Source organism: Streptomyces sp. MNU76, assembly GCF_020982545.1.
In the GTDB taxonomy this organism is placed as follows: Bacteria; Actinomycetota; Actinomycetes; order Streptomycetales; family Streptomycetaceae; genus Streptomyces.
In genome coordinates, this window is record NZ_JAJKLK010000019.1 from 920460 (window position 1) to 941787 (window position 21328).

18 protein-coding genes and 2 pseudogenes are annotated in these 21328 nt (G+C 72.0%); 13 read left to right on the forward strand and 7 right to left on the reverse strand.

Annotated elements, in window-relative coordinates:
* Positions 1-11 precede the first annotated feature (11 nt).
* The gene (locus tag E4N62_RS30655; RefSeq protein ID WP_230219665.1) at positions 12-839 is read left to right on the forward strand and encodes a hypothetical protein; all 828 of its coding nucleotides are present in this window, start codon (positions 12-14) and stop codon (positions 837-839) included.
* A 71-nt stretch (positions 840-910) separates the two neighbouring features.
* Here the strand turns inward: E4N62_RS30655 and E4N62_RS30660 are convergent, their stop codons facing one another.
* The gene (locus tag E4N62_RS30660; protein WP_230219666.1) at positions 911-2164 is read right to left on the reverse strand and encodes an epoxide hydrolase family protein; all 1254 of its coding nucleotides are present in this window, start codon (positions 2162-2164) and stop codon (positions 911-913) included.
* Positions 2165-2227: 63 nt separating this feature from the next.
* On the opposite strand from E4N62_RS30660, the gene E4N62_RS30665 reads away from it, so the two are divergent.
* The 4 genes from E4N62_RS30665 to E4N62_RS30680 all read left to right on the forward strand — a co-directional run bounded on the left by E4N62_RS30665 (position 2228) and on the right by E4N62_RS30680 (position 6674).
* Positions 2228-3265: a YafY family protein gene (locus tag E4N62_RS30665; RefSeq protein ID WP_230219667.1), complete on the forward strand. Its 1038-nt coding sequence runs from the start codon at positions 2228-2230 to the stop codon at positions 3263-3265.
* A 151-nt stretch (positions 3266-3416) separates the two neighbouring features.
* Entirely contained in the window at positions 3417-3806 is a 390-nt protein-coding gene (locus E4N62_RS30670) for a hypothetical protein (RefSeq protein WP_230219668.1), read from the forward strand.
* Positions 3807-3827: 21 nt separating this feature from the next.
* Positions 3828-5012 (forward strand): glutathionylspermidine synthase family protein, encoded by a 1185-nt coding sequence (locus E4N62_RS30675; RefSeq protein ID WP_230219669.1) that lies wholly within the window; start codon positions 3828-3830, stop codon positions 5010-5012.
* A gap of 213 nt (positions 5013-5225) precedes the next feature.
* Positions 5226-6674 carry a glycine hydroxymethyltransferase gene (locus E4N62_RS30680; RefSeq protein ID WP_230219670.1) on the forward strand — a complete coding sequence of 483 codons (1449 nt, stop codon included), beginning with the start codon at positions 5226-5228 and terminating at the stop codon, positions 6672-6674.
* A gap of 47 nt (positions 6675-6721) precedes the next feature.
* Here E4N62_RS30680 and E4N62_RS30685 read toward each other — a convergent pair whose 3' ends face one another.
* The 3 genes from E4N62_RS30685 to E4N62_RS30695 form a co-directional block, all read right to left on the reverse strand.
* Positions 6722-7486 (reverse strand): hypothetical protein, encoded by a 765-nt coding sequence (locus E4N62_RS30685; RefSeq protein WP_230219671.1) that lies wholly within the window; start codon positions 7484-7486, stop codon positions 6722-6724.
* Between the two features lie 101 nt (positions 7487-7587).
* Positions 7588-8397 carry a hypothetical protein gene (locus E4N62_RS30690; RefSeq protein WP_230219672.1) on the reverse strand — a complete coding sequence of 270 codons (810 nt, stop codon included), beginning with the start codon at positions 8395-8397 and terminating at the stop codon, positions 7588-7590.
* An 88-nt stretch (positions 8398-8485) separates the two neighbouring features.
* Complete coding sequence (locus E4N62_RS30695) at positions 8486-9094, reverse strand: RNA polymerase sigma factor (RefSeq protein ID WP_230219673.1); 609 nt, start codon at positions 9092-9094, stop codon at positions 8486-8488.
* A 175-nt stretch (positions 9095-9269) separates the two neighbouring features.
* Between E4N62_RS30695 and trpS the strand changes: the two genes are divergently transcribed.
* On the forward strand, positions 9270-10262 hold the full coding sequence (gene trpS / locus E4N62_RS30700; RefSeq protein ID WP_230220280.1) for a tryptophan--tRNA ligase: 993 nt from the start codon (positions 9270-9272) through the stop codon (positions 10260-10262).
* Between the two features lie 248 nt (positions 10263-10510).
* On the forward strand, positions 10511-11092 hold the full coding sequence (locus E4N62_RS30705; RefSeq protein ID WP_184904432.1) for a 2'-5' RNA ligase family protein: 582 nt from the start codon (positions 10511-10513) through the stop codon (positions 11090-11092).
* A 114-nt stretch (positions 11093-11206) separates the two neighbouring features.
* Here E4N62_RS30705 and E4N62_RS30710 read toward each other — a convergent pair whose 3' ends face one another.
* Positions 11207-11962, reverse strand: a complete 756-nt coding sequence (locus E4N62_RS30710; RefSeq protein WP_184904430.1) for a decaprenylphospho-beta-D-erythro-pentofuranosid-2-ulose 2-reductase — start codon at positions 11960-11962, stop codon at positions 11207-11209.
* A gap of 85 nt (positions 11963-12047) precedes the next feature.
* A complete protein-coding gene (locus E4N62_RS30715) occupies positions 12048-13490 on the reverse strand; it encodes an FAD-binding protein (RefSeq protein ID WP_230219674.1) in 1443 nt (480 codons plus the stop codon).
* Between the two features lie 358 nt (positions 13491-13848).
* Here E4N62_RS30715 and E4N62_RS30720 point away from each other — a divergent pair, with 358 nt between their 5' ends.
* The 3 genes from E4N62_RS30720 (at position 13849) to E4N62_RS30730 (ending at position 16416) form a co-directional block, all read left to right on the forward strand.
* Complete coding sequence (locus E4N62_RS30720; RefSeq protein WP_230219675.1) at positions 13849-14394, forward strand: phosphatase PAP2 family protein; 546 nt, start codon at positions 13849-13851, stop codon at positions 14392-14394.
* Positions 14387-15358 carry a decaprenyl-phosphate phosphoribosyltransferase gene (locus E4N62_RS30725; protein WP_230219676.1) on the forward strand — a complete coding sequence of 324 codons (972 nt, stop codon included), beginning with the start codon at positions 14387-14389 and terminating at the stop codon, positions 15356-15358. Before E4N62_RS30720 ends, E4N62_RS30725 begins: the two co-directional genes overlap by 8 nt.
* 104 nt (positions 15359-15462) lie before the next feature.
* On the forward strand, positions 15463-16416 hold the full coding sequence (locus E4N62_RS30730) for a YihY/virulence factor BrkB family protein (RefSeq protein WP_230219677.1): 954 nt from the start codon (positions 15463-15465) through the stop codon (positions 16414-16416).
* A 94-nt stretch (positions 16417-16510) separates the two neighbouring features.
* Here the strand turns inward: E4N62_RS30730 and E4N62_RS30735 are convergent.
* Positions 16511-17810: pseudogene (locus tag E4N62_RS30735) on the reverse strand (D-alanyl-D-alanine carboxypeptidase family protein).
* 127 nt (positions 17811-17937) lie between these two features.
* Here E4N62_RS30735 and E4N62_RS30740 point away from each other — a divergent pair.
* The 3 genes and pseudogenes from E4N62_RS30740 to E4N62_RS30750 all read left to right on the forward strand — a co-directional run bounded on the left by E4N62_RS30740 (position 17938) and on the right by E4N62_RS30750 (position 21309).
* Complete coding sequence (locus tag E4N62_RS30740; RefSeq protein ID WP_230219678.1) at positions 17938-18195, forward strand: SCO4848 family membrane protein; 258 nt, start codon at positions 17938-17940, stop codon at positions 18193-18195.
* Positions 18195-19552 (forward strand): annotated as a pseudogene (locus tag E4N62_RS30745) (metallophosphoesterase). Before E4N62_RS30740 ends, E4N62_RS30745 begins: the two are co-directional and overlap by 1 nt.
* Positions 19553-19755: 203 nt before the next feature.
* Positions 19756-21309 (forward strand): ABC transporter substrate-binding protein, encoded by a 1554-nt coding sequence (locus E4N62_RS30750; protein ID WP_230219679.1) that lies wholly within the window; start codon positions 19756-19758, stop codon positions 21307-21309.
* Positions 21310-21328: the final 19 nt, after the last annotated feature.

Here is a 21328-nt window from a genome sequence, read left to right on the forward strand (position 1 = left end):
AGGGGGACAGGATGACGCGCTGGGACCCGCACCAAGGACGCTGGGTGGACGAGCCCTCAGCAGGGGGCAGCCCCTGGCCGCGCACGGCAGCCATCGTCGTACTCGCCGCACTGTTAGGAGGCGGCGCCGGATTCGGGGTGTGGACCCTGTCCCGGGACGACGACTCGACCCGTACGACGGCCACGGACACCTCCTCCACCACGCCTCCGCCTTCTCTCTCGGCGGCCGGCCCGGAGGACGACGAGGCCACCTCCTCGGCCACCCCGAAACAGTCGGCCCCGGGCGGGGAAGGGGCCGACGGCACGGACGCGGACAACGGTGAGGACGGGGGAGAGAGCGGGAGTGCGGGCGCCAGCGACGGCGCGGACCCCGCCCCCGGCTACGTGCGCTCCGACGACCCGGCGGGCTTCACCGTCTACGCGCCCTCCGGCTGGGACCGGACCGCGAAGACACCGTCGGGCAAACCCCCGGTCGTGACGTACGAGTCCCCGGACGGCAGCCGGATCCTCCAGATCTTCCAGGTCAGCGAGGGCACCCCCGTCGAATCCATGGAGATGGCCGAGAACGAGAACTACGGCTTCGCCCGCCTCCCCGGCTACCGCGTCATCGACCGCGCCGCCGACGACGACAGCTTCTCCGAGGTCGTCTACCGCTTCGACGGCGACGGCGACCTGGGCCCCCGCCGGGTCATCGACCACCGCTTCCGCACGGCCGACGACCAGATCTACGGCATTCGCCTCAGCGTTCCCGAGTCGACCCCGCTCGACACCCTGCGCGAGCCGGTCACGATGGCGGTCACCTCCCTGTGCCCGACGGGAGCGACCTGCGTACGGGGGTGAGCCCAAGGGCCGGCCTACGACGGCCTCTTCAGGAAGAGGCGCGCCCGGTGCTCCGGGGCGCTCCGGTCCCTTCACCGCAGCTCGCGGAAGAACTCCCTCAGGTCCTCGACCAGCGCCTCCGGGGCCTCCAGGGCGAGGAAGTGGCCCCCGCGTTCGAGTTCGGTCCACCGCACGATGTCGTGGTCCCGCTCGGCCCAACGCCGGACCGTCACATCGCGCGCGGAGACCAGCACGGCGGTGGGCACCTTCGCGCCGCCGCCACCGGTCTCACCCTGGCCCTCCGCCCCACCCCAAGCCTCGGTCTCGCCCCAGGAACCCTCCGCGTCCCCCCAGGAACTCGCGGAGATCTCCTCGTAGTAGATCTGCGCGGCCGAGGCGGCCGTGCCGGTGAACCAGTAGAGCGAGACGTTCGTCAGCATGCTGTCCCGGTCGACGCTGTCCTCCGGCAGCCCGTCCTCGGGGTACGTGAGTTCCTTGAACTTCTCGACGATCCAGGCCAGTTGCCCCACGGGGGAGTCCGTCAGCCCGTACGCCACGGTCTGCGGCCGTTTGGAGTTGCACTGGAGGTAGCCGTCGTTGAAGTCCTGCATGGTCTGCCAGCGCCGTTGCTCGACCTCGCTGAGACCGTCCGTCTCGCCCTCCGCCCCGACGGGGAAGGAGATCATGCCGTTGACGTGGACCCCGACGACGCGCTCCGGCGCCTGCTTCCCCATCTCGGGCGCGATCCACGACCCGGTGTCGTATCCCTGGACCCCGTACCGCTCGTACCCCAGACGGGACATCAGCTGCGTGAACACCGAGGCCGTCCGGGCCGCGTCCATCCCGGGCCCGGCAAGCGGCGTGGAGAGTCCGAACCCCGGCAGCGACGGGATGACCAGGTGAAACGCGTCGTCCGGGTCCCCGCCGTGCGCCCGGGGATCGGACAGCGGGCCGATGACGTCCAGGAAATCCACCACCGAGCCCGGCCAGCCGTGCAGCAGCAGCAACGGCGTGGCCCCCGCCTCCGGCGACCGCACATGCAGGAAGTGCACGTGCTGTCCTTCGACCTCCGCCGTGTACTGGTCGTACGCGTTGACCACCGCCTCCTGCGCCCGCCAGTCGAAGCCGGTGCGCCAGTACTCGGCGAGCTCCTTCAGATAGCCCGTCGGCACGCCCCGACTCCACCCCACACCGGGGAGTTCGTCGGGCCAGCGGGTGTCGGCCAGGCGTCGGCGCAGGTCGTCGATGCGGTCCTGCGGGATCGCGAGCCGGAACGGACTGGGTGCGGGTGCTGGTGCGGGTGTGGGCGTACGCGTGGGCGTGGGCGTGGCTGTCGGGTTCGTCATGGCTCCGACGCTACGAACCGGTTGGGTCAGCCCCGGTCCTAACTCTGCGGCACCCTCATGACCATGCTGGAGACCTCCGGACGACTGCTGAAACTGCTCGCCCTGCTGCAGAGCCACCGCGACCGCTCCGGCGCCGAACTCGCCGAGCAGCTCGGCGTCAGCCGACGCACCCTGCGCCGGGACATCGAGCGACTGCGTGATCTCGGCTACCCCGTGCACGCCGGCCGGGGGACCGCCGGCTACCGGCTCGGCGCCGGCGCGAGCCTGCCGCCCCTGCTGCTCGACGACGAGGAGGCCGTCGCGGTCGTGGTCGGACTGCGCACCGCCGCCGAGGGCACGGTCACCGGCATCGAGGAGGCCTCGCTGCGGGCCCTCACCAAGCTGGAGCAGGTGCTGCCGTCCCGGCTGCGGCACCGGGTGACGACCCTGCACCACGCCACCGTCCGAGCGGGAGCGGCCCCCGCCCCCAAGGTCGCGCCGGACACCCTCATGGCCATCGCCGAAGCCTGCCGCCGCCACGAACGCCTCCGCTTCGACTACACCAGTCCGCACACCTCGGCCCCGGATCCCCGTACACCGGAGCCCCGAGCCACGTCCCGAGCCACGTCCCGATCCACGCCCCCAACGGCGCCCCGCGTCCGCAGCGTCGAGCCGCACAGGCTCGTCAGCTTCGACCGCCACTGGTATCTCGTCGCCTGGGACATGGACCGCACGGACTGGCGGACCTTCCGAGTCGACCGTCTCGTGCCGCGCACCCCGACCGGACCACGCTTCGTCCCCCGCGCACTCCCCGAAGGTGACGCGGCGACCTATCTGGCCCACCGCCTCTCGTCCCGGGCCTGGCCCTTCCGGGCCACCGTCACCCTGCACGAGTCGGCCGCATCGGTCGGGGACCGGCTCTGGCCCGGCATGGGGGTGCTCGAACCGGTCGACGACGATCGCTGTCTGCTGCACCTGGGCGCCGAGACCCCGCGCGACCTCGCCTGGATGATCACCTCGGTGGACGCCGACTTCACCCTCGACGCGTCCGCCCCACCCGAACTCGCCGAGGCCCTGCGCGCCCAGGCCACCCGGTCGCTGCGGGCGATCCGCCGCCCGTAGGCCACCCCTCGCACCCAATTGGCCTCCGCCAGGAGTCGATCACTAGTCTGAGCGCCGATAAAGCGCACATAAGACGGTGGCCGGTTTTCGTGCAGCGCATCGCGAACCGTCCCGGTACGGCAGGGCTCACGAGCCCTACGGGGGAGCACACATGGGAGAACAGCGCAGGCGGCTGAGGTCCAGCACGGTCGTACTCGGTGGGATGGGCGTCGTCGCGGCGGCCCTGACCTCCTGCGGTTCCGATCCGGACCGCCGTTGCGTGGACCGCGACAGCTACGACTACGCCAACGGCTACAAGATCATCGCCGACAAGAACTGCAACTCGGGCTCCAGCTCCTCGTCGTCGTTCGGCAAGAACCGCAAGAGCAACAGCAGCGGCAACCGCAGCCAGACCGGCTCGGTCGACGCCGCCTGGTACTACGACGCCGACGTCAGCGGCGGCCGCGCCGACTACGGCACCTTCAGCCGCAGCGAGGCCGTCGACCGGGACGGCTTCGGCTGCTCGGGCGACGGCGACGGCTCCGGTTCCAGCGGCGGCTGACCCGGCGGGCGAGGCACCACCATGGAACGCCGCACCATCGAACCCCGACCGGGCTGGCAGGAGACCGTCGAGGAACAGGGGCTCATCTACCCGCTGACCCGCCACCCCGACGGCTCCCTGCGCCCGTACTGGGACGAGAGCGCCTACTACGTCTTCTCGCTGCCCGAGGTCGAGGCTCTGGAGGAGGTCGTCGAGGAATTGCACGGCATGTGCCTCGCGGCGGCCGAACACATCGTGACCGAGGACCGCTTCGCCGATCTCGGCATCACCGACCCGCGCCTCGCCGGCCTCGTCGCCGAGGCGTGGCGCCGACGCGCCGAACTGCCGTCCGTCTACGGCCGCTTCGACCTCCGCCACGACGGGACCGGCCCGGCCAAGATGCTGGAGTACAACGCCGACACCCCGACCTCGCTCGTCGAGGCGGCCAGCCCCCAGTGGTTCTGGATGGAGGAACGCTTCCCGGGCGCCGACCAGTGGAACTCCCTCCACGAACGCCTCGTCGACGCCTGGAAGAAGCAGTCCCCCCTCCTGCCGCCGGGCAGCCCCCTCTACTTCGCGCACTCCGCCGGCGACGAACTCGGCGAGGACCTGATGACGGTCGCCTATCTGAAGGAGACCGCCGAACAGGCCGGGCTCGCCACCGACTGGATCTCCATGGAGGACATCGGCTGGGACCGCCTCGCCGAACGCTTCGTCGACAAGAAGCTCCGCTTCATCCGCGGCATCTTCAAGCTCTACCCGTGGGAGTGGCTCACCACCGACCGCTTCGCCTCCCATGTCCTCGCCACCCTCGACAACGGCGGCGGCACCGGCACCACGATGTGGATCGAGCCCGCCTGGAAGATGCTCCTCAGCAACAAGGCCCTCCTGGCCGTCCTCTGGGAGCTGTACCCCGGCCACCCCAACCTCCTCCCCGCCTATCTCGACGGCCCCCGCGAACTGGCCGCCACCACCGGCTACGTCGCCAAACCCCTCCTCGGCCGCGAGGGCGCCGGGGTCACCCTGCACGCCCCGGGCACCGCCCCCGCACTCCGCGAAGAACCCTGCTGCTACCAGGAGTTGGCCCCCCTGCCCGCCTTCGACGGCAACCACGTCGTCCTCGGCGCCTGGGTCGTCGAGAACGGGTCCGCGGGCCTCGGCATCCGCGAGTCCTCGGGCCTGGTCACGGACGAGTACGCCCGCTTCCTCCCCCACGTCATCCTCTGACCGACGGTCCCTCCTCCCGACTTCTCCCGACTTCCCCCGTCGTTCGAATGGTGGACGTCCCGGCCCGCCGCGCCGGCCCGCCCGATAGGGTGAGCGGTGGGCCGTGACTGGCGCGCTGGGATGGGACGGACCATCGGGGAGCGGCCCGGGGAAGATGAGTGCCGTGCGCCTGGGCCGTACCGTGAACGCTGAACGCAACGTCCGGAGGTCCCCATGTCAGCCGAGCCCCTCTCCCACGAGTCCACCGCCTTCCGTGCCGCCCTCGATGTGATCCGCGCCGTCGAGCCGCGGGTGGCCGACGCCATCGGCCAGGAGGTCACCGACCAGCGCGAGATGCTCAAGCTGATCGCCTCCGAGAACTACGCCTCCCCGGCCACCCTCCTGGCCATGGGCAACTGGTTCAGCGACAAGTACGCCGAGGGCACCGTCGGCCGCCGCTTCTACGCCGGCTGTCGCAACGTCGACACCGTCGAGTCCCTCGCCGCCGAGCACGCCAGGGAACTCTTCGGCGCCCGCCACGCCTACGTCCAGCCGCACTCCGGCATCGACGCCAACCTGGTCGCCTTCTGGTCCGTCCTCGCCGACCGGATCGAGGTCCCCTTCCTGGAGAAGGCCGGCGCCCGCCAGGTCAACGACCTCTCCGACGCCGACTGGGCCGAACTCCGTCAGGCCTTCGGCAACCAGCGCATGCTCGGCATGTCCCTGGACGCCGGCGGCCACCTCACCCACGGCTTCCGCCCGAACATTTCCGGCAAGATGTTCGACCAGCGCTCCTACGGCACCGACCCCGCCACCGGCCTCATCGACTACGACGCCCTGCGCACCTCCGCCCGCGACTTCAAGCCGCTGATCATCGTCGCCGGTTACTCCGCCTACCCCCGTCTCGTGAACTTCCGGATCATGCGCGAGATCGCCGACGAGGTCGGCGCCACGCTCATGGTGGACATGGCGCACTTCGCGGGCCTCGTCGCCGGCAAGGTCCTCACCGGCGACTTCGACCCCGTACCGCACGCCCAGATCGTCACCACGACCACCCACAAGTCGCTGCGCGGCCCGCGCGGCGGCATGGTCCTGTGCGACGACTCCCTCAAGGACCAGGTCGACCGGGGCTGCCCGATGGTCCTCGGCGGTCCGCTCCCGCACGTCATGGCCGCCAAGGCAGTCGCCCTCGCCGAGGCCCGTCAGCCCGCCTTCCAGGACTACGCCCAGCGCATCGTCGACAACTCCCGTGCGCTGGCGGAAGGCCTGATGCGCCGGGGCGCCACCCTCGTGACCGGCGGCACCGACAACCACCTCAACCTGATCGACGTCGCCACCTCCTACGGTCTCACCGGCCGTCAGGCCGAGGCCGCGCTGCTCGACTCCGGCATCGTCACCAACCGCAACGCCATCCCGGCCGACCCGAACGGCGCCTGGTACACCTCCGGCATCCGCATCGGCACGCCCGCGCTGACCACCCGTGGGCTGGGCACGGCCGAGATGGACGAGGTCGCCGGCCTCATCGACCGCGTCCTCACCACCACCGAACCCGGCACCACCAAGTCCGGCGCCCCCTCCAAGGCCCAGCACGTCCTCGACGCGAAGGTCGCCGACGAGATCTCCCGTCGTGCCACCGACCTCGTCGCCGGCTTCCCGCTGTACCCGGAGATCGACCTCGGCTGAACCGGCCGACCTTCTGGCTGCCACCGACCGCCTGCCGACCGCCGCCCTCAGGCGTCCAGCAGCTCCTGACGGGGCTCCCGCGGCGGCCCGGACCCGTTCCGGGCCGCCGCGCGGCGCAGCAGGAGCGTGGCGCCGCCGGAGCCGACGAGCAGGCCCAGCGCCAGGGCGGGTATCGCCCAGTGGGCGTGGCCGGCCAGACCGGGCGCGGTGGCCGCGGCCCTGGTGTCGGCGGTCGTCCCGGCGGCATCGGCCGCGGTTCCTCCCGCCGCCTCGCCGGAACGCGGCTCGTCCCGCACCGGGTCCCCAGGGGCCGGATCACCCTGGGCCGCGCCCAGGATTCCCAGGCCGTTGAGCAGCTTCCGCAGCTGGTCCGGCTGCTTCGCCCGGTGCCAGACGCCGGCGCCCGCGGCACCCGGATCCTCCTCGCCGACGACGAGCGTCGTGTGGATCCAGATGTCCTTGGTGTCCGGCGCGGCCGTGTAGACCCGGTCCAGCCGCCACGGCGTCACGTCGTGAATCATCCACGTCACGCTGACCATGTCACCGATCCGCTCTCCCCTATGTCCTCCCCCCCCACCGCGGGCCTCCTCCCGACCCCGGTCGAGCTCGCCGCCCGCGCGGGCGAGGAGCTTCTCCAGGTCGCCGTACTCGTCCTGTGTGCCGTACAGCGAAGCCGTCCGCTGGCTGGTCGGGGAGACCAGCAGCACACTGGTCGGTCCGCCCGCCACTGAGGGCTGAGCCCCCAGCAGCACCAGGGCGAACGCGGTCAGCACCCCGCCCACCGTCGCCGTCAGTTGTCGCAGTCCACGCATCCGACACCCCCCGATCGATCCCGGTGCGGTCCTCCCGCACTCGCGGTGTCATTCCTGGTACACCGCTCGGACCGCCGGGGTTCCCACCCGGACCGGACCGATCAGTCCAACGACTCCGCGATCTCCCGCGCCCGTGCCTTCGACTCCACGCCCTCCAGCCGCAGCGTGAACGCCTCGTCGTGGACCCACAGAAGGGTGGGCCCCGCCGTGCGCTCCGAGCGGGTGAGGCGGGAGCCGTCCTCGGAGGTCATCCAGAAGCGCAGCAGGTGCGGCTCGGGGAACCACAGCGCGTCGTGCGCGCCCTCCTTCAGCCCGACCCACTCGACGGCCTGCTCGCCCGCCACGGTCTTGCCGTACTCGGGGGCCAGCCGGGCCGCGTACTCGTCGAGCCGGACGGTCCCTCCCCGCTCGTCCCAGCAGAGGGTGATCACGAAGCGGTCCTTCGGCGCACGCGTCACGGACACCGCGTCCGGAGGGCCCAGCGCCTTCGGTACGAGCGGAGCGAACCCCGCCCGCCGCCCGGCCTCGGCCAGCGGGACCGGCTCCGGGCAGCCGGGCACCCGCGCGCCCGGCGAAGGCGTCGCCGACGGGTCGTACCGCACCTCGACCCCGCCGAAGGAGAACCAGTCGGCCACCGCCGCCCGCACCGGAGGGGTGAGGACGAGGGCCGTGAGCAGCCCGCACAGCGCGGCGATCAGCGCGCGCCACCGCGTCCGCGCCCACCGGCGCACCGCCCGCAGCCGATCCCCGGCCCCCGGCGGTTCGGCCACCGGCGTCGGCACCCGCTCGGCCAGTATCTGCTGGAGAACCCGCTCGACCATGGTCTCGTCGCCGTCGCTCCCGGGCCGGTCCATCGCCCGCCCGAGCGCCCGCAGCTCCTGGGGCAACCGGACGTCACGCATGTCACGCATGTCACCCCCGTGTTCCCGCCCTCCCGCGACCGCCCCCGGTCCTCGCCAGAACCACGCTCCCCGCCCTCGCCCGGCTCACGCACGCCCCTCACCCCTTCCCCTTCCGGCCCAGCGGTTCCCTCGGCTCGAACTCCGGCAGGAGGCGGCCCAGCTTGCGCAGGGCCCGGCTCAGACGGGACTTCACCGTGCCCCGGGGCCAGCCCAGGGCGGCCGCCGTCTCGGGCTCGTCCATCTCCAGCAGATAGCGGTACGTGACGACCAGCCGGTGTTCCTCGCTCAGCTTCTCCAAGGCGCCCAGGAGCGCGACACGCCGCTCTATCTCCAGCGCGGCGACCGCCGGGTCGGCCGAGGGAGGTATCAGCGGCTCGGCCTCCACGAAGGCGGCCTCCCGGTCGGCCAGCGAACGCTGGCGCCCCGCCGTCCGCACTGTGTTCCTCGTCTCATTGGCCACGATCGACAGAAGCCACGGCCGGAACGCGGCACCGTCCCGGAAGCGGCCCAGTGAGCAGTACGCCTTGAAGAAGGCCTGCTGCACCACGTCCTCCGCGTCCGAACCGGCGCCGAGCGCCCGCGCCGCTCGCAGCGCGATGCCCGTGTGGGCACGCACCAGCTCCGCATAGGCCTCCGGCTCCCCGGCGCGTACGCGTGCGATCACCGCGGCCTCATCGACGATGCGGCCCCCTTCCCGCGTTCTCACAACATGGGTACACCGCCCGGACCGGATCGGTTCCCACCCGTGTCACATCTGTTTCCGGTCGGTTCCGGAACGCCCCCCGACACCTGAGAGAATGGTGAGCATGGCCTCTGACCGCCCACCCGTCGCCCACCACCGCCCTCAAACGGGGCGCTCCGCGCCGCTGCCTGGTCTGCGCGTGCTCTCCGGCATCCAGCCCACCGCCGGCTCGTTCCACCTCGGCAACTACCTCGGTGCCGTCCGCCAGTGGGTGGCCCTGCAGGAGTCCCACGACGCGTTCTACATGGTCGTCGACCTGCACGCGATCACCGTGGCGCAGGACCCCGCGGACCTGCGCGCCAACACCCGGCTCGCCGCCGCGCAGCTGCTCGCCGCCGGTCTCGACCCGGAGCGCTGCACGCTCTTCGTCCAGAGCCACGTCCCGGAGCACGCGCAGCTCGGCTGGGTCATGAACTGCCTCACCGGCTTCGGCGAGGCCTCCCGCATGACCCAGTTCAAGGACAAGTCCGCCAAGCAGGGCGCCGACCGCGCGAGCGTCGGCCTCTTCACGTACCCGATCCTCCAGGTCGCGGACATCCTGCTCTACCAGGCGAACGAGGTGCCGGTCGGCGAGGACCAGCGCCAGCACATCGAGCTCACCCGGGACCTCGCCGAGCGCTTCAACGGCCGTTTCGGCGAGACCTTCACGATCCCGAAGCCGTACATCCTGAAGGAGACGGCGAAGATCTACGACCTCCAGGACCCCGCGATCAAGATGAGCAAGTCGGCGTCGACCCCGAAGGGGTTGATCAACCTGCTCGACGATCCGAAGGTCACCGCGAAGAAGGTCAGGAGCGCCGTCACCGACACCGACACGGTGATCCGCTTCGACACCGCGGAGAAGCCGGGCGTCAGCAACCTGCTGAGCATCTACTCGACCCTGACGGGGGCGGGTATCGCGGAACTGGAGCAGAAGTACGTCGGCAAGGGCTACGGTGCGCTCAAGACGGACCTCGCCGAGGTCATGGTCGAGTTCGTGACGCTGTTCCGGGAGCGTACCCAGCAGTATCTGGACGACCCGGAGACGCTCGACTCGATCCTGGCCAAGGGGGCCGAGAAGGCGCGCGCCGTCGCGGCGGAGACGCTCGCCCAGGCGTACGACGCGGTGGGCTTCCTGCCCGCCAAGCACTGAGCCGCACCACCTCTGCCCCCGCGCGCCTGCCGCACCACCGACAGCGCCGCACATCACTCCCGCTGCGCCTGCCCGGAGGACCGTCGTGGCCGTACAGTCGATAGCCGGTACGACCGACAGCGGTACGACGGGCGGTGGTACGACCGGCAGTCGGTACGACCGGTGGTCGGTTCGACGGACCGCCGGTACGACGGACCGCGGCTGACAAGGACTACGACAACTCGTATGACACGACGACAGGAGACGACGTGGGGACCGTAACGATCGGTGTGTCGATCGCGGTCCCGGAGCCCCACGGCAGCCAGCTCCAGGAGCGGCGCACGGGCTTCGGCGACGCCGCGGCTCACGGCATCCCCACGCACGTCACGCTGCTGCCGCCGACCGAGGTCGAGGCCACCGACCTCCCGGCGATCGAGGCGCACCTCCGCGAGGTAGCGGCGGCCGGACGGCCCTTCCCGATGCGGCTGTCCGGCACGGGCACCTTCCGCCCGCTCTCGCCCGTCGTGTACGTGCGGGTCGTCGAGGGGGGCGAGGCCTGCACCTGGTTGCAGAAGCAGGTCCGGGACGCGTCGGGACCCGTGGCACGCGAGTTGAACTTCCCGTACCACCCGCACGTCACCGTGGCGCACGGCATCGCCGAGGAGGCGATGGACCGGGCGTTCGAGGAGCTCGCCGGGTACGAGGCGCAGTGGCCCTGCACCGGGTTCGCGCTCTACGAGCAGGGTTCCGACGGGGTCTGGCGCAAGCTGCGGGAGTTCGCGTTCGGCGGGTCCGTGGTGCCGCCGCAGGCGGGTGCGCCGGTCGGAGACACGACGCTGCCCGCGCGGTGACGTCGGGCGCCGGGTGAGTGGGACCGCTCCGGGAGGGGTGGTTCAGCGGGCTTCGCGCGCGGTAACGGGTTCGTGGGGGCTGCTCGCGCAGTTCCCCGCGCCCCCTGAGGGGCGCTACAGCGGCAGGCGGCGGAAGATCGGCCTCGGCAGGTGCCTCAGGGCCGTCATCACCAGGCGTAGCGCACCCGGGACCCAGACCGTCTCCGAGCGGCGGCGCAGCCCCAGCTCGATGGCGGTGGCCACCGCTTCCGGGGTCGTGGCGAAGGGGCTCTCCGGGCGGCCCGCCGTCATGCTCGTGCGGACGAAGCCGGGGCGGACGAGCATGACGTGGGCCCCGGTGCCGTGGAGGGCGTCGCCCAGGCCCTGGGTGAAGGTGTCGAGGCCGGCCTTGCTGGAGCCGTAGATGAAGTTGGAGCGGCGGGCCCGCTCGGCGGCGACGGAGGACAGGACGACCAGGGAGCCGTGGCCCTGCGCCTGGAGGGCCCGCGCGCAGACCAGGGCGGACGAGACGGCGCCGGTGTAGTTGGTCTGCGCGACACGCGCGGCGGACACCGGGTCGCGTTCGTCGTTCGCCTGGTCGCCGAGGACACCGAAGGCGAGGAGCACCATGTCGATGTCGCCCTCGGCGAAGACCTTGCCGAGGACCGCCTCGTGGGAGCCGGGGTCGAGCGCGTCGAAGGTGACCGTGTGGGTCTGCGCGCCGAGGCCGCGCAGATGGACCGCCGCGTTCTCCAGAGCCTGCGACGGGCGCCCCGCGAGCCACACCGTGCGAGTGCGGCGGGCGATCAGCCGACGGGCCGTGGCGAGCGCGATGTCCGACGTACCGCCGAGGATCAGCAGGGACTGGGGGGTGCCGAAGGCGTCCTTCATGACAGCTCCTGGGTGTGGGGGACGGTGGGGGCAGTGAGGGAGGACAGCGGGGGCAGGGGTGGGCACCACGCTCACGGCACGGCGTTCACAGGTCGAGGCGGCGGGCCAGGTCCGAGACGAAGACCCCGCGCGGGTCCAACTCCTCGCGCAGTGCGCGGAATTCGGGGAGCCTCGGATACATCGCGGCCAGCAGTTCGGGCCGTAGCCGGGCGTCCTTCGCCAGGTAGACGCGGCCGGCGGCGGCCGCGACCTCCTCGTCGAGCGAGTCCAGGAAGGCGCCGAGACCGGGCAGGCTCGCCGGGATGTCCAGGGCGAGGGTCCAGCCGGGCATCGGGAAGGACAGCCAGCCGGGGTCGCCCTCGCCGAACCGCTTCAGCACGGCGAGGAAGGAGGGGCAGCGGCGCGCCGAGATCCGGTGGACGATCCGGCGCAGGGTCTCCTCCCGGCCGTGTCCGACGACGAACTGGTACTGCACGAAGCCGGACCGGCCGTAGATCCGGTTCCAGTGCGGGACGCCGTCGAGGGGGTGGAAGAAGGTGGGGATGCGCTGGAGTTCGTCGGTGCGGGACCGGGGCGCCCGGCGGTACCAGAGCTCGTTGAAGAGCCCCACGGCGGTACGGCCGAGAAGACCGTCGGGGACGAAGGAGGGGCGGCGGGGAGGCGGGGGTGCGGAACTCCAGCGGGCCGACGGGCGCGCCCTGCGGAACCGCAACACGTCACCGAGCGCAAGGCGACCCGCACGCGCACGCGTGGACGAGACCCGGGACACGCCCGACGGCGGCGTCCACGGCGCTCCCGACGGCGGTGCCCACGGTGATCCCGAGGCCGGTGTCCACGGCGTTCCGGACGGCTGTGTCCACGCCGACCCTTGCCCCGCGTTCCCCCGCCACCGCGTCTCCAGGGCCTCCAGGGGCGCGTGGTCGCCGCGGGTGAGCACCGCCCGGCCCGTCGCGGAGCCCTTGGCGAGCAGATCGATCCAGGCGACCGAGTAACGGTAGTAGCGGTCCGTGGCCGTGAGGCGGGCGAGGAGGTCGTCGAGGTCGCGCGCGCGTTCGGTGTCGACGCACATCCAGGACGTCCCGACGGGCAGGAGGCGGACGGTCGCGGTGAGGATGACGCCGGTGAGGCCCATGCCGCCGGCCGTGGCGTCGAAGAGCGGGGTGCCGGGGACGACCGTGCGGATCTCGCCGTCGGCCGTGAGCAGGTCCAGGGAGAGCACATGGCGGGCGAAGGCCCCGGAGACATGGTGGTTCTTGCCGTGGATGTCGGCCGCGATGGCGCCGCCGACGGTCACCTGACGGGTCCCCGGGGTCACCGGCACGAACCAGCCCAGGGGGAGCAGGACCTCCATCAGCCGGTGCAGCGAGACGCCCGCGTCGCACAGCACGGTGCCGCCGTCCGCGTCGATGGCGTGGACCCGGTCGAGGCCGGTCATGTCGAGGACGGCGCCGCCCGCGTTCTGCGCCGCGTCGCCGTACGCCCGCCCGAGCCCCGGGCGATCCCGCCCCGCGCCCCCTGCGCCCCGCACGCCCGTACGGCGGCCGCGGCCTCGTCGTAGGTCCGTGGACGGACCAGCCGCGCGGCGCTCGGCGCGGTGCGGCCCCAGCCGGTCACCGTGACGGGAGCGGGAGCGGGGCGGGGGCGGGGCGGCGTCGGAGGTCGAGGCGGAGCCGGGGGCGGGTGTGGCACGGCGTGGGCCGGCGGGCGGGGAGCCGGGGAGGTCGGGGCGGCGTCGGCTGGCATGCTCGCGACCGTATCGTCGCGTATGCGGAGGAGTCGGGCACGTCGGCGCGGCCGCTCGGTCGCCTCACCGAAATGGGTGATTAGTGGGATGTCGTTCAAGATTGCCGTAGCTCCGGCCCGGTCGCCCGCGAGAGTGGCGTCGCATGGATGAAGTTGACGTCGTCGAGGGCGTGCGGGGACTGGACCGGCGGCTCCTCTCCGCGCTGCACGCCCGTGGTGCCGACCCGCGTGTCGCGAGCGCCGCGCGGGGGCTGTCCCGGGTCGGGGAGCACGGCCTGCTGTGGCTCGCGGCCGGGCTGGCGGGGGCCGCCGTCGACCGGGAGCGGCGTCGTGTGTGGCTGCGCGGCACGGCGCTGACCGCCGGGGCGCATCTGGCCAGCATGGGCGTCAAACGCGTCGTACGGCGACCGCGCCCCGCACACGTCGAGCCGCTGGTCGGCACGGTCGGACGGCACTCCTTCCCCAGCTCGCACGCGAGTTCGGCGGCCGCGGCGGTCGCCGTCGTGGCCCACGGAGCACTGGGCGGCGCCCCGCTGCTGCTGTCCGCCGCCGCGCCGCTCGCCGCGGCGATGTGCGTCTCCCGGCTCGTCGTCGGCGTGCACTATCCGTCGGACGTGGCGGCGGGCGTGGCGCTCGGGGCGCTCACGGTGCGGTTGGGTGCGCGCTGGGTGGTGAGCGGTGATGGCTGAGCGCACGGTGGCAGGGCGCACGCCGGGGAGCGCCGTGGTCCTGGAGCGCCGAACGCCTTCCGGACAGGCGCCGCCCCCGAAGGCCGGCCTCGTCCGCGGGCTCCTCCGGACGACCCGGCCCCGGCAATGGATCAAGAACACCCTGGTCGTCGCCGCGCCCGCGGCCGCCGGGGAGCTCTTCACTCCTCGCGCGCTCGTCCAACTCCCGCTCGTCTTCGTCCTCTTCACGGCCTGTGCCGCCGCCGTGTACCTCGTCAACGACGCCCGGGACGCCGACGCGGACCGTGCGCACCCCGTCAAGCGCCACCGGCCGGTCGCCGCCGGGCAGGTGCCCGTCCCCGTCGCGTACGGAGTCGGGGGCGCCCTCGCCGTGCTCGCGCCCCTGGGCGCCGCCTGGCTCTGCTCGCCGTACACCGCAGCGCTGCTGACGGCGTACCTCGGACTCCAACTCGCCTACTGCGTCAGCCTCAAGCACGTCCTGGTCGTCGATCTGGCGGTCGTCACCACCGGTTTCCTGATGCGGGCGATGATCGGCGGACTCGCGCTGGGCATCCCGCTCTCCCGCTGGTTCCTGATCACCACCGGGTTCGGCGCGCTGTTCATGGTCGCCGCCAAGCGGTACTCGGAGGCCGTGCAGCTGGCCGACCGGGCCGGCGCGACCCGGGCCCTGCTCACCGAGTACACCGCCGGATACCTCCGGTTCGTCTGGCAGTTGGCAGCGGGGGTCGCCGTGCTCGGCTACTGCCTCTGGGCCCTGGAGGAAGGCGGCGTACCCACCGCCGGCGTGCTGCCCTGGCGGCAGCTCTCCATGATCGCTTTCGTCCTCGCCGTCCTCCGCTACGCCGTCTTCGCCGACCGGGGCACCGCCGGTGAACCCGAGGACGTCATCCTGCGCGACCGTGCCCTCACCCTCATCGGCGCCGTGTGGCTGACGATGTACGGGCTGGCGGTCGCGGACTGGTGAGCCGGCCGCCACGGCGCCGCGGACAGTGACGTCGGGAGGGGATCCGCGAACTGTTCCGGGGGTACCCGGTATCGGGTGTCGACGACTGGGGCAGAGTTCGGATCATGGACTGGCTGAAAAAGCTTCCCGGGGTGGGTCCTTGGGTGGAACGTCTGATGACCACGCACGCGTGGCGCTCGTACGAGCGGCTGGAGCGGGTGAGGTGGACCCGGCTGGCCGCGGCGATGACGTTCATCAGCTTCCTGGCGCTGTTCCCGCTGGTGACCCTGGCGGCGGCCATCGTCGCGGCGACCCTCGGCAAGGACCAGCAGCAGGAGCTGGAGGACCGGCTCAGTGAGCAGGTGCCCGGCATCTCCGACCAGCTCGACGTCGCGGGCCTCGTCGACAACGCCGGCACGGTCGGGATCATCGCCGGCGCGCTGCTGCTGTTCACCGGCATCGGCTGGGTCGGCGAGATGCGCGGGTGCCTGCGCGCGGTGTGGGAGAAGGAGGACCCCGACGAGAACCCCGTCCTCGCCAAGGGCAAGGACACGGGCCTGCTGGTCGGTCTCGGTGGCGCGGTCCTCGTCTCGCTGGCCGCTTCCGCCGCCGCCTCCTGGGCTGTGGGCCGGTTCGCCGACCAGCTCGGCATCGACCGCGACGGCTGGGGCGGCATCCTCCTGCGCCTCGCCGCGTTCGCCGTCGCCGTCCTGGCCGACTTCCTGCTCCTCCTCTACGTCCTCACCCTGCTCCCGGGCGTCCAGCCGCCCCGTCGCCGCCTCGTGGTGGCCGCCCTCATAGGAGCCGTGGGCTTCGAACTCCTCAAGCTCCTCCTCAGCGGCTACATCCAGGGCATCGCCTCGAAGAGCATGTACGGCGCCTTCGGCGTCCCCATCGCCCTCCTCCTCTGGATCAACTTCACCACCAAGCTCCTGCTGTACTGCGCGGCATGGACGGCGGAGGACAGCAAGGAGAGCGGGGAGGCAGGAGACGCGGGGGGCACCGGAGGCGCGGGGGACACCGGAGGCGCTGGGACCGCAGAAGATCTCATGCCCCCGACCGGCACCACCGCCCCGTAAGGGGCGCGGGGAACGGCGCGAGCAACCACGACGAGACCCGCACCCCGCATCGGACCGGACCGGACCCCAGCGAGGCAGCCGCTCCCGGACCGCCCTACTTGCTGCCCCGCAGAGGCCACTTCCGATTCACCAGAAACACCCCACCGGCCACCAACACCAGCACGCCCCCATGATCCCGAGGGCAACCCCGGCCCCGCCGCCCCCACCGGACGCACCCGACGCGACCGACTTCCCGCCCGCCCACCGGAGACCGACGCCGACGCGGACGCCGTAGCCCCCGGCTGCGCACTCGGCTCGTCGGCACCCCCACCGGAGGTGTCCGCGCCCTTGGGCGGCACCAGCTCACCCACCGGCGTCACCTTGCCCGCTGCCTTGAACCCCCAGTCGAGGAGGCTCGCGGTCTCCTTGTAGACCTGGTTGTGCTCCTCCTTCTCCGGGTGCATGACGGTGACGAGGAGGACCCGGCCGCCGCGCTCGGCGACCCCGGTGAACGTGGCGCCCGCGTTCGTGGTGTTGCCGTTCTTCACACCCGCGATGCCCTGGTAGGAGTCGAGGCCGCTGTCCCCGGTGAGCAGCCGGTTGGTGTTCTGGATCTCGAAGGACGAACGGCTCTTCTTGCCGTTCTTGCCCTTCTTCGTCTCGCCCGGGAACTTCGCCCGCACGGTGGAGCAGTACTCCCGGAAGTCCTTCTTCTGCAGCCCCGACCTGGCGATCAGTGTCAGGTCGTAGGCGGACGACACCTGCCCCTTCGCGTCGTACCCGTCCGGGCTGACCGCGTGCGTGTCCAGGGCCTGGAGTTCCTCGGCGTGCGCGTTCATGTCCGCGACGGTCTGCTTCACACCGCCGTTCATGGCCGACAGGACGTGCACCGCGTCGTTGCCGGAGCGAAGGAAGACACCGAGCCACAGGTCGTGGACGGTGTACGTCTCGTCCTCCTTTATGCCGACCATGCTGGAGCCCGAGCCGACCCCCGCGAGATCGGCGGGCACGACCTTGTGCTCGTCGTCCTTGTTGAACTTCGGCAGCAGCGTGTCCGCGAACAGCATCTTCAGCGTGCTCGCGGGGGCCAGCCGCCAGTGCGCGTTGTGCGCGGCCAGCACCTCGCCCGACTCGGCGTCGGCGACGATCCAGGAGCGGGCGCTGATGCCCTTGGGCAGCACGGGCGCGTCGCTGCCGAGGCTGGCCTGCGTGCCGGGTCGGCCGAGCGCCTCGCCGCCGACGGTCGACATGGTCGCCGGGGGAGTCGCGGACGGCGAGGCGCTCGAACTCGGCGACGGCTTCGCCGCGAAGGCCGGGCCGGCCGTCAACAGCGGCAGTGAGGCCAGGGAGAAAGACAGCAGGGTGGCTGAGGTGACCGACAGGGGGCGCCTGACGGTCTTCTTGGAGGCGGGCACGATCGAGAAAGTACATGGCTCCGACCGGTAAATCCCACTGGAGCGCCCCGTGGCGCTCCGACTCCTGCTCACGCCCCCGCTCGCACCCCGGCGCGATACCCGGACGCTCGACGGCGATACTGAACGCATGAAGCTCAGCCGCCCCCTCTCCTGGTTCCTGCTCGCCTTCGGGGTGTGGAGCTGGGTCATCTGGATCACTTTCGTCAAAAACCTCTGGAAGGACGGCAGCGGGCTCGCGTTCGACGACGCGGGTGATCCGACGGCGTACTTCTGGGTGCATCTGACGCTCGCCGTCGTCTCCTTTGTTCTGGGGACGGTCATCGGGGTCATCGGGTTGCGAGGAGTGCGCGCCCTTCGCCGAGCCGCGACCGGGAGCGCCTCGTGATGACCGTCGTCTTCGTCCTGGTGCTCCTGCTCGTGCTGGCCCTCTTCGGCGCGCTGCACTGGTACGCGTGGCGCCGCCTGGTGCGCGACACGACACGCGGGCCGGGCCCGGCCCGACGCGTGGGCACGGCGGTGTTCGTCGCGGGGCCGGTGCTGATGATCGGCGGCTTCGCGGCCGAGCGCACCGGCGCGCCCTTCTGGCTGCAGCAGACGCTGACCTGGCCGGGCTTCATGTGGCTCGCCCTCGCGCTGTACCTGCTCCTCGCCCTTCTGGTGGGGGAGCTGCTACGCCCTCTCGTACGCCGTCTGGTGGCGTGGCGCGCCCCCGAGCCCGCGCGGCAGCCGGAGCCGCGGCCGGAGCCCGCGGTGCGGGAGCCGGAGCCCGTTCCGGCGGGCGCGCAGCCCGCTCAGTCCGCCGAGTCCGCCGAGTCCGCTCAGTCCACCGGGCCCGCGCAGCCCGCCGACCCCGGACGGTCGGCGGCGCCTCGCGCGCCGGAATCCCCGGACCCGACCGCCCCGCGGCCCCGGCCGACCCTTCCCGCCGTCTCTTCGTCTCCCGGGTGGTGGGCGGCGCCGTCGCCGCGGCCGCCGTGGGCACGGTCGGCTACGGCACCTACGGCGTCGTACGCGGACCGAAACTCAAACGGGTCACCGTGCCGCTGGCGAAGCTGCCGCGCGCCGCGCACGGCTTCCGGATCGCGGTGGTCAGCGACATCCACCTCTCGCCGATGCTGGGCCGGGGCTTCGCGCAGAAGGTCGTCGACACGATCAACTCGACGCAGCCCGACCTGATCGCGGTGGTCGGCGACCTGGTCGACGGCGATGTGGCGGACCTCGGCCCGGCGGCGGCACCGCTCGCCGGACTGAAGGCACGGCACGGCGGCTACTTCGTCACCGGCAACCACGAGTACATCTCCGGCGCCGAGCAGTGGGTCGACGAGGTGCGGCGGCTGGGGCTGACGCCGCTGGAGAACGCCCGCCGTGAACTGCCGTACCTCGACCTCGCCGGGGTGAACGACATCGCGGGCGAGGACGAGGGCCAGGGCCCCGACTTCGCCAAGGCACTCGGCGACCGGGACACCTCGCGGGCCGTGGTGCTCATGGCCCACCAGCCCGTCCAGATCCACGACGCCGTCGACCACGGCGTCGACCTCCAGCTCTCCGGTCACACCCACGGTGGCCAGATGTGGCCCATGACCTATGTCGCGCAGGCCGCCAATCCGACCCTCGCGGGTCTGGAGCGCTACGGCGACACCCAGCTCTACGTGACCCGCGGCGCGGGCGCCTGGGGGCCGCCGGTGCGGGTCGGGGCGCCCTCGGACATCACGGTCGTGGAGCTGGCGTCGAAGCAGGCGTGACGGCTCGTCAGGAAGGCTTCCGGCGCAGGTCTGATGCAGGTACGGAAGCCTTTCGGGCACATATGACGACATGCTTACCGAGTTCTTTCTCAACTCAACAAAACCTGTCTTCCGTCCACACAGCCGACTGTGGTTAGGTGATCCGCGCCATCGCGGAACCACTGTGCGTAGTGGGCCGGGTGGGGTCCTTGGAAGGGGCACCGATGCGGTCGGTTCGCATACGGATTCTCGCGTCGCTGCTGGTGGTGGCGATCGCGGCGATCGGTGGCTGGCAGCTGATGCCGGCTCAGCGGGACGAGAACAGGACGATCGTCGTCGGCACGACCGACAAGGTCACCTCGCTGGACCCGGCCGGAGCCTACGACGCCGGATCCTGGGCCCTGTTCAACAACGTGTTCCAGTCGCTGCTGACCTTCGAACCGGGCGGCGCGGCTCCCGTGCCGGACGCCGCCCGCAGCTGTGAGTTCCTCGGCGACGCGCTCACCGTCTACCGCTGCGTCCTGCGCCCCGGCCTGACATTCCCCAGCGGACGCGAGGTCACCGGGAAGGACGTCAAGTACTCCTTCGACCGGGTCAAGCGCGTCAACTCCGACGTCGGACCGGCCGGGTTGCTCGACACCCTGCAGTCGGTCAGCGCGGACGGGCCGACCGTCACCTTCCGTCTGTCCTCGCCGGACGCCACGTTCCCGTTCAAGTTGGCCACCGGCGCCGGCTCGATCGTCGACCGGACCAGGTACCCCGTCAACCGGCTCCGCACGGACGGCGGCGCCGACGGCACCGGCCCGTACACCCTGACGTCGTACGGTGACGGGCAGGCCCGCCTCACCCCCAACGACGGCTACCAGGGCGACGCCCAGGGGGCCCGCAGTCCGGTCCTGATGCGCTACTACGAGAACTCGGAGGCGCTGCAGGAGGCGTGGAAGGCGCGCCGGGTGGACGTCGCCACGCGCACGCTGCCGCCCGCGACGCTCGCCGCCGTCTCGCCCAGCGACCTCGACCAGCGGGTCACCGAGGCCGACAGCACCGAGACCCGCAACGTGGTGCTCAACGTGCGGGTGGGCTCGCCGTTCCAGGACCGCCGGGTGCGGCAGGCGCTGGCCGCGCTGATCAACCGAGAGAAGCTGGTCGCCGAGGTCTACCAGGGCACCACCGAGCCCCTGTACTCGCTCATCCCGGCCGGACTCACGGGCCACACGACCTCGTTCTTCGACGGCAACCCCCGGCCCGACCCGCAGCGGGCCCGCAAGCTGCTCGACGAGGCCGGTGTCGGCATGCCGGTCCGCTTCACCTTCGGCTACGCCGAGGGCAGCGGCTCGGCCGCCGCCGAGGCCGCCGAGCTGAAGCAGCAGCTGGAGGCGAGCGGGCTGTTCTACGTGACCACCAAGGCGTACGAGTGGACGGCGTTCCAGAAGCGGTACGCCGAGGGCAAGCTGGACGCGTACGGGGTGGGCTGGGTCGCCGACTACCCCGACCCCGACACCTTCAGCGGACCCCTCGTCGGCACCGGCGGCTCCCTGAACAACGGCTACAGCAGTGGGCAGGCCGACCGGCTGATCAAGGACAGCCGGCGGTACGAGGACCGCAGCCGGGCCGCCGACGACCTCAAGGAGCTCCAGGAGGTCGTGGCCCAGGACGTGCCGATGGTCCCGCTGTGGCAGCGCAAGGAGTACGTGCTCAGCACCGAGGAGGTCGGCGGGGCGCAGTACCTGTCCGACGACACCGGCGTCTTCCGGCTGTGGCGGCTGGACTGGATATGACAGACGCCCTGGACCGGAT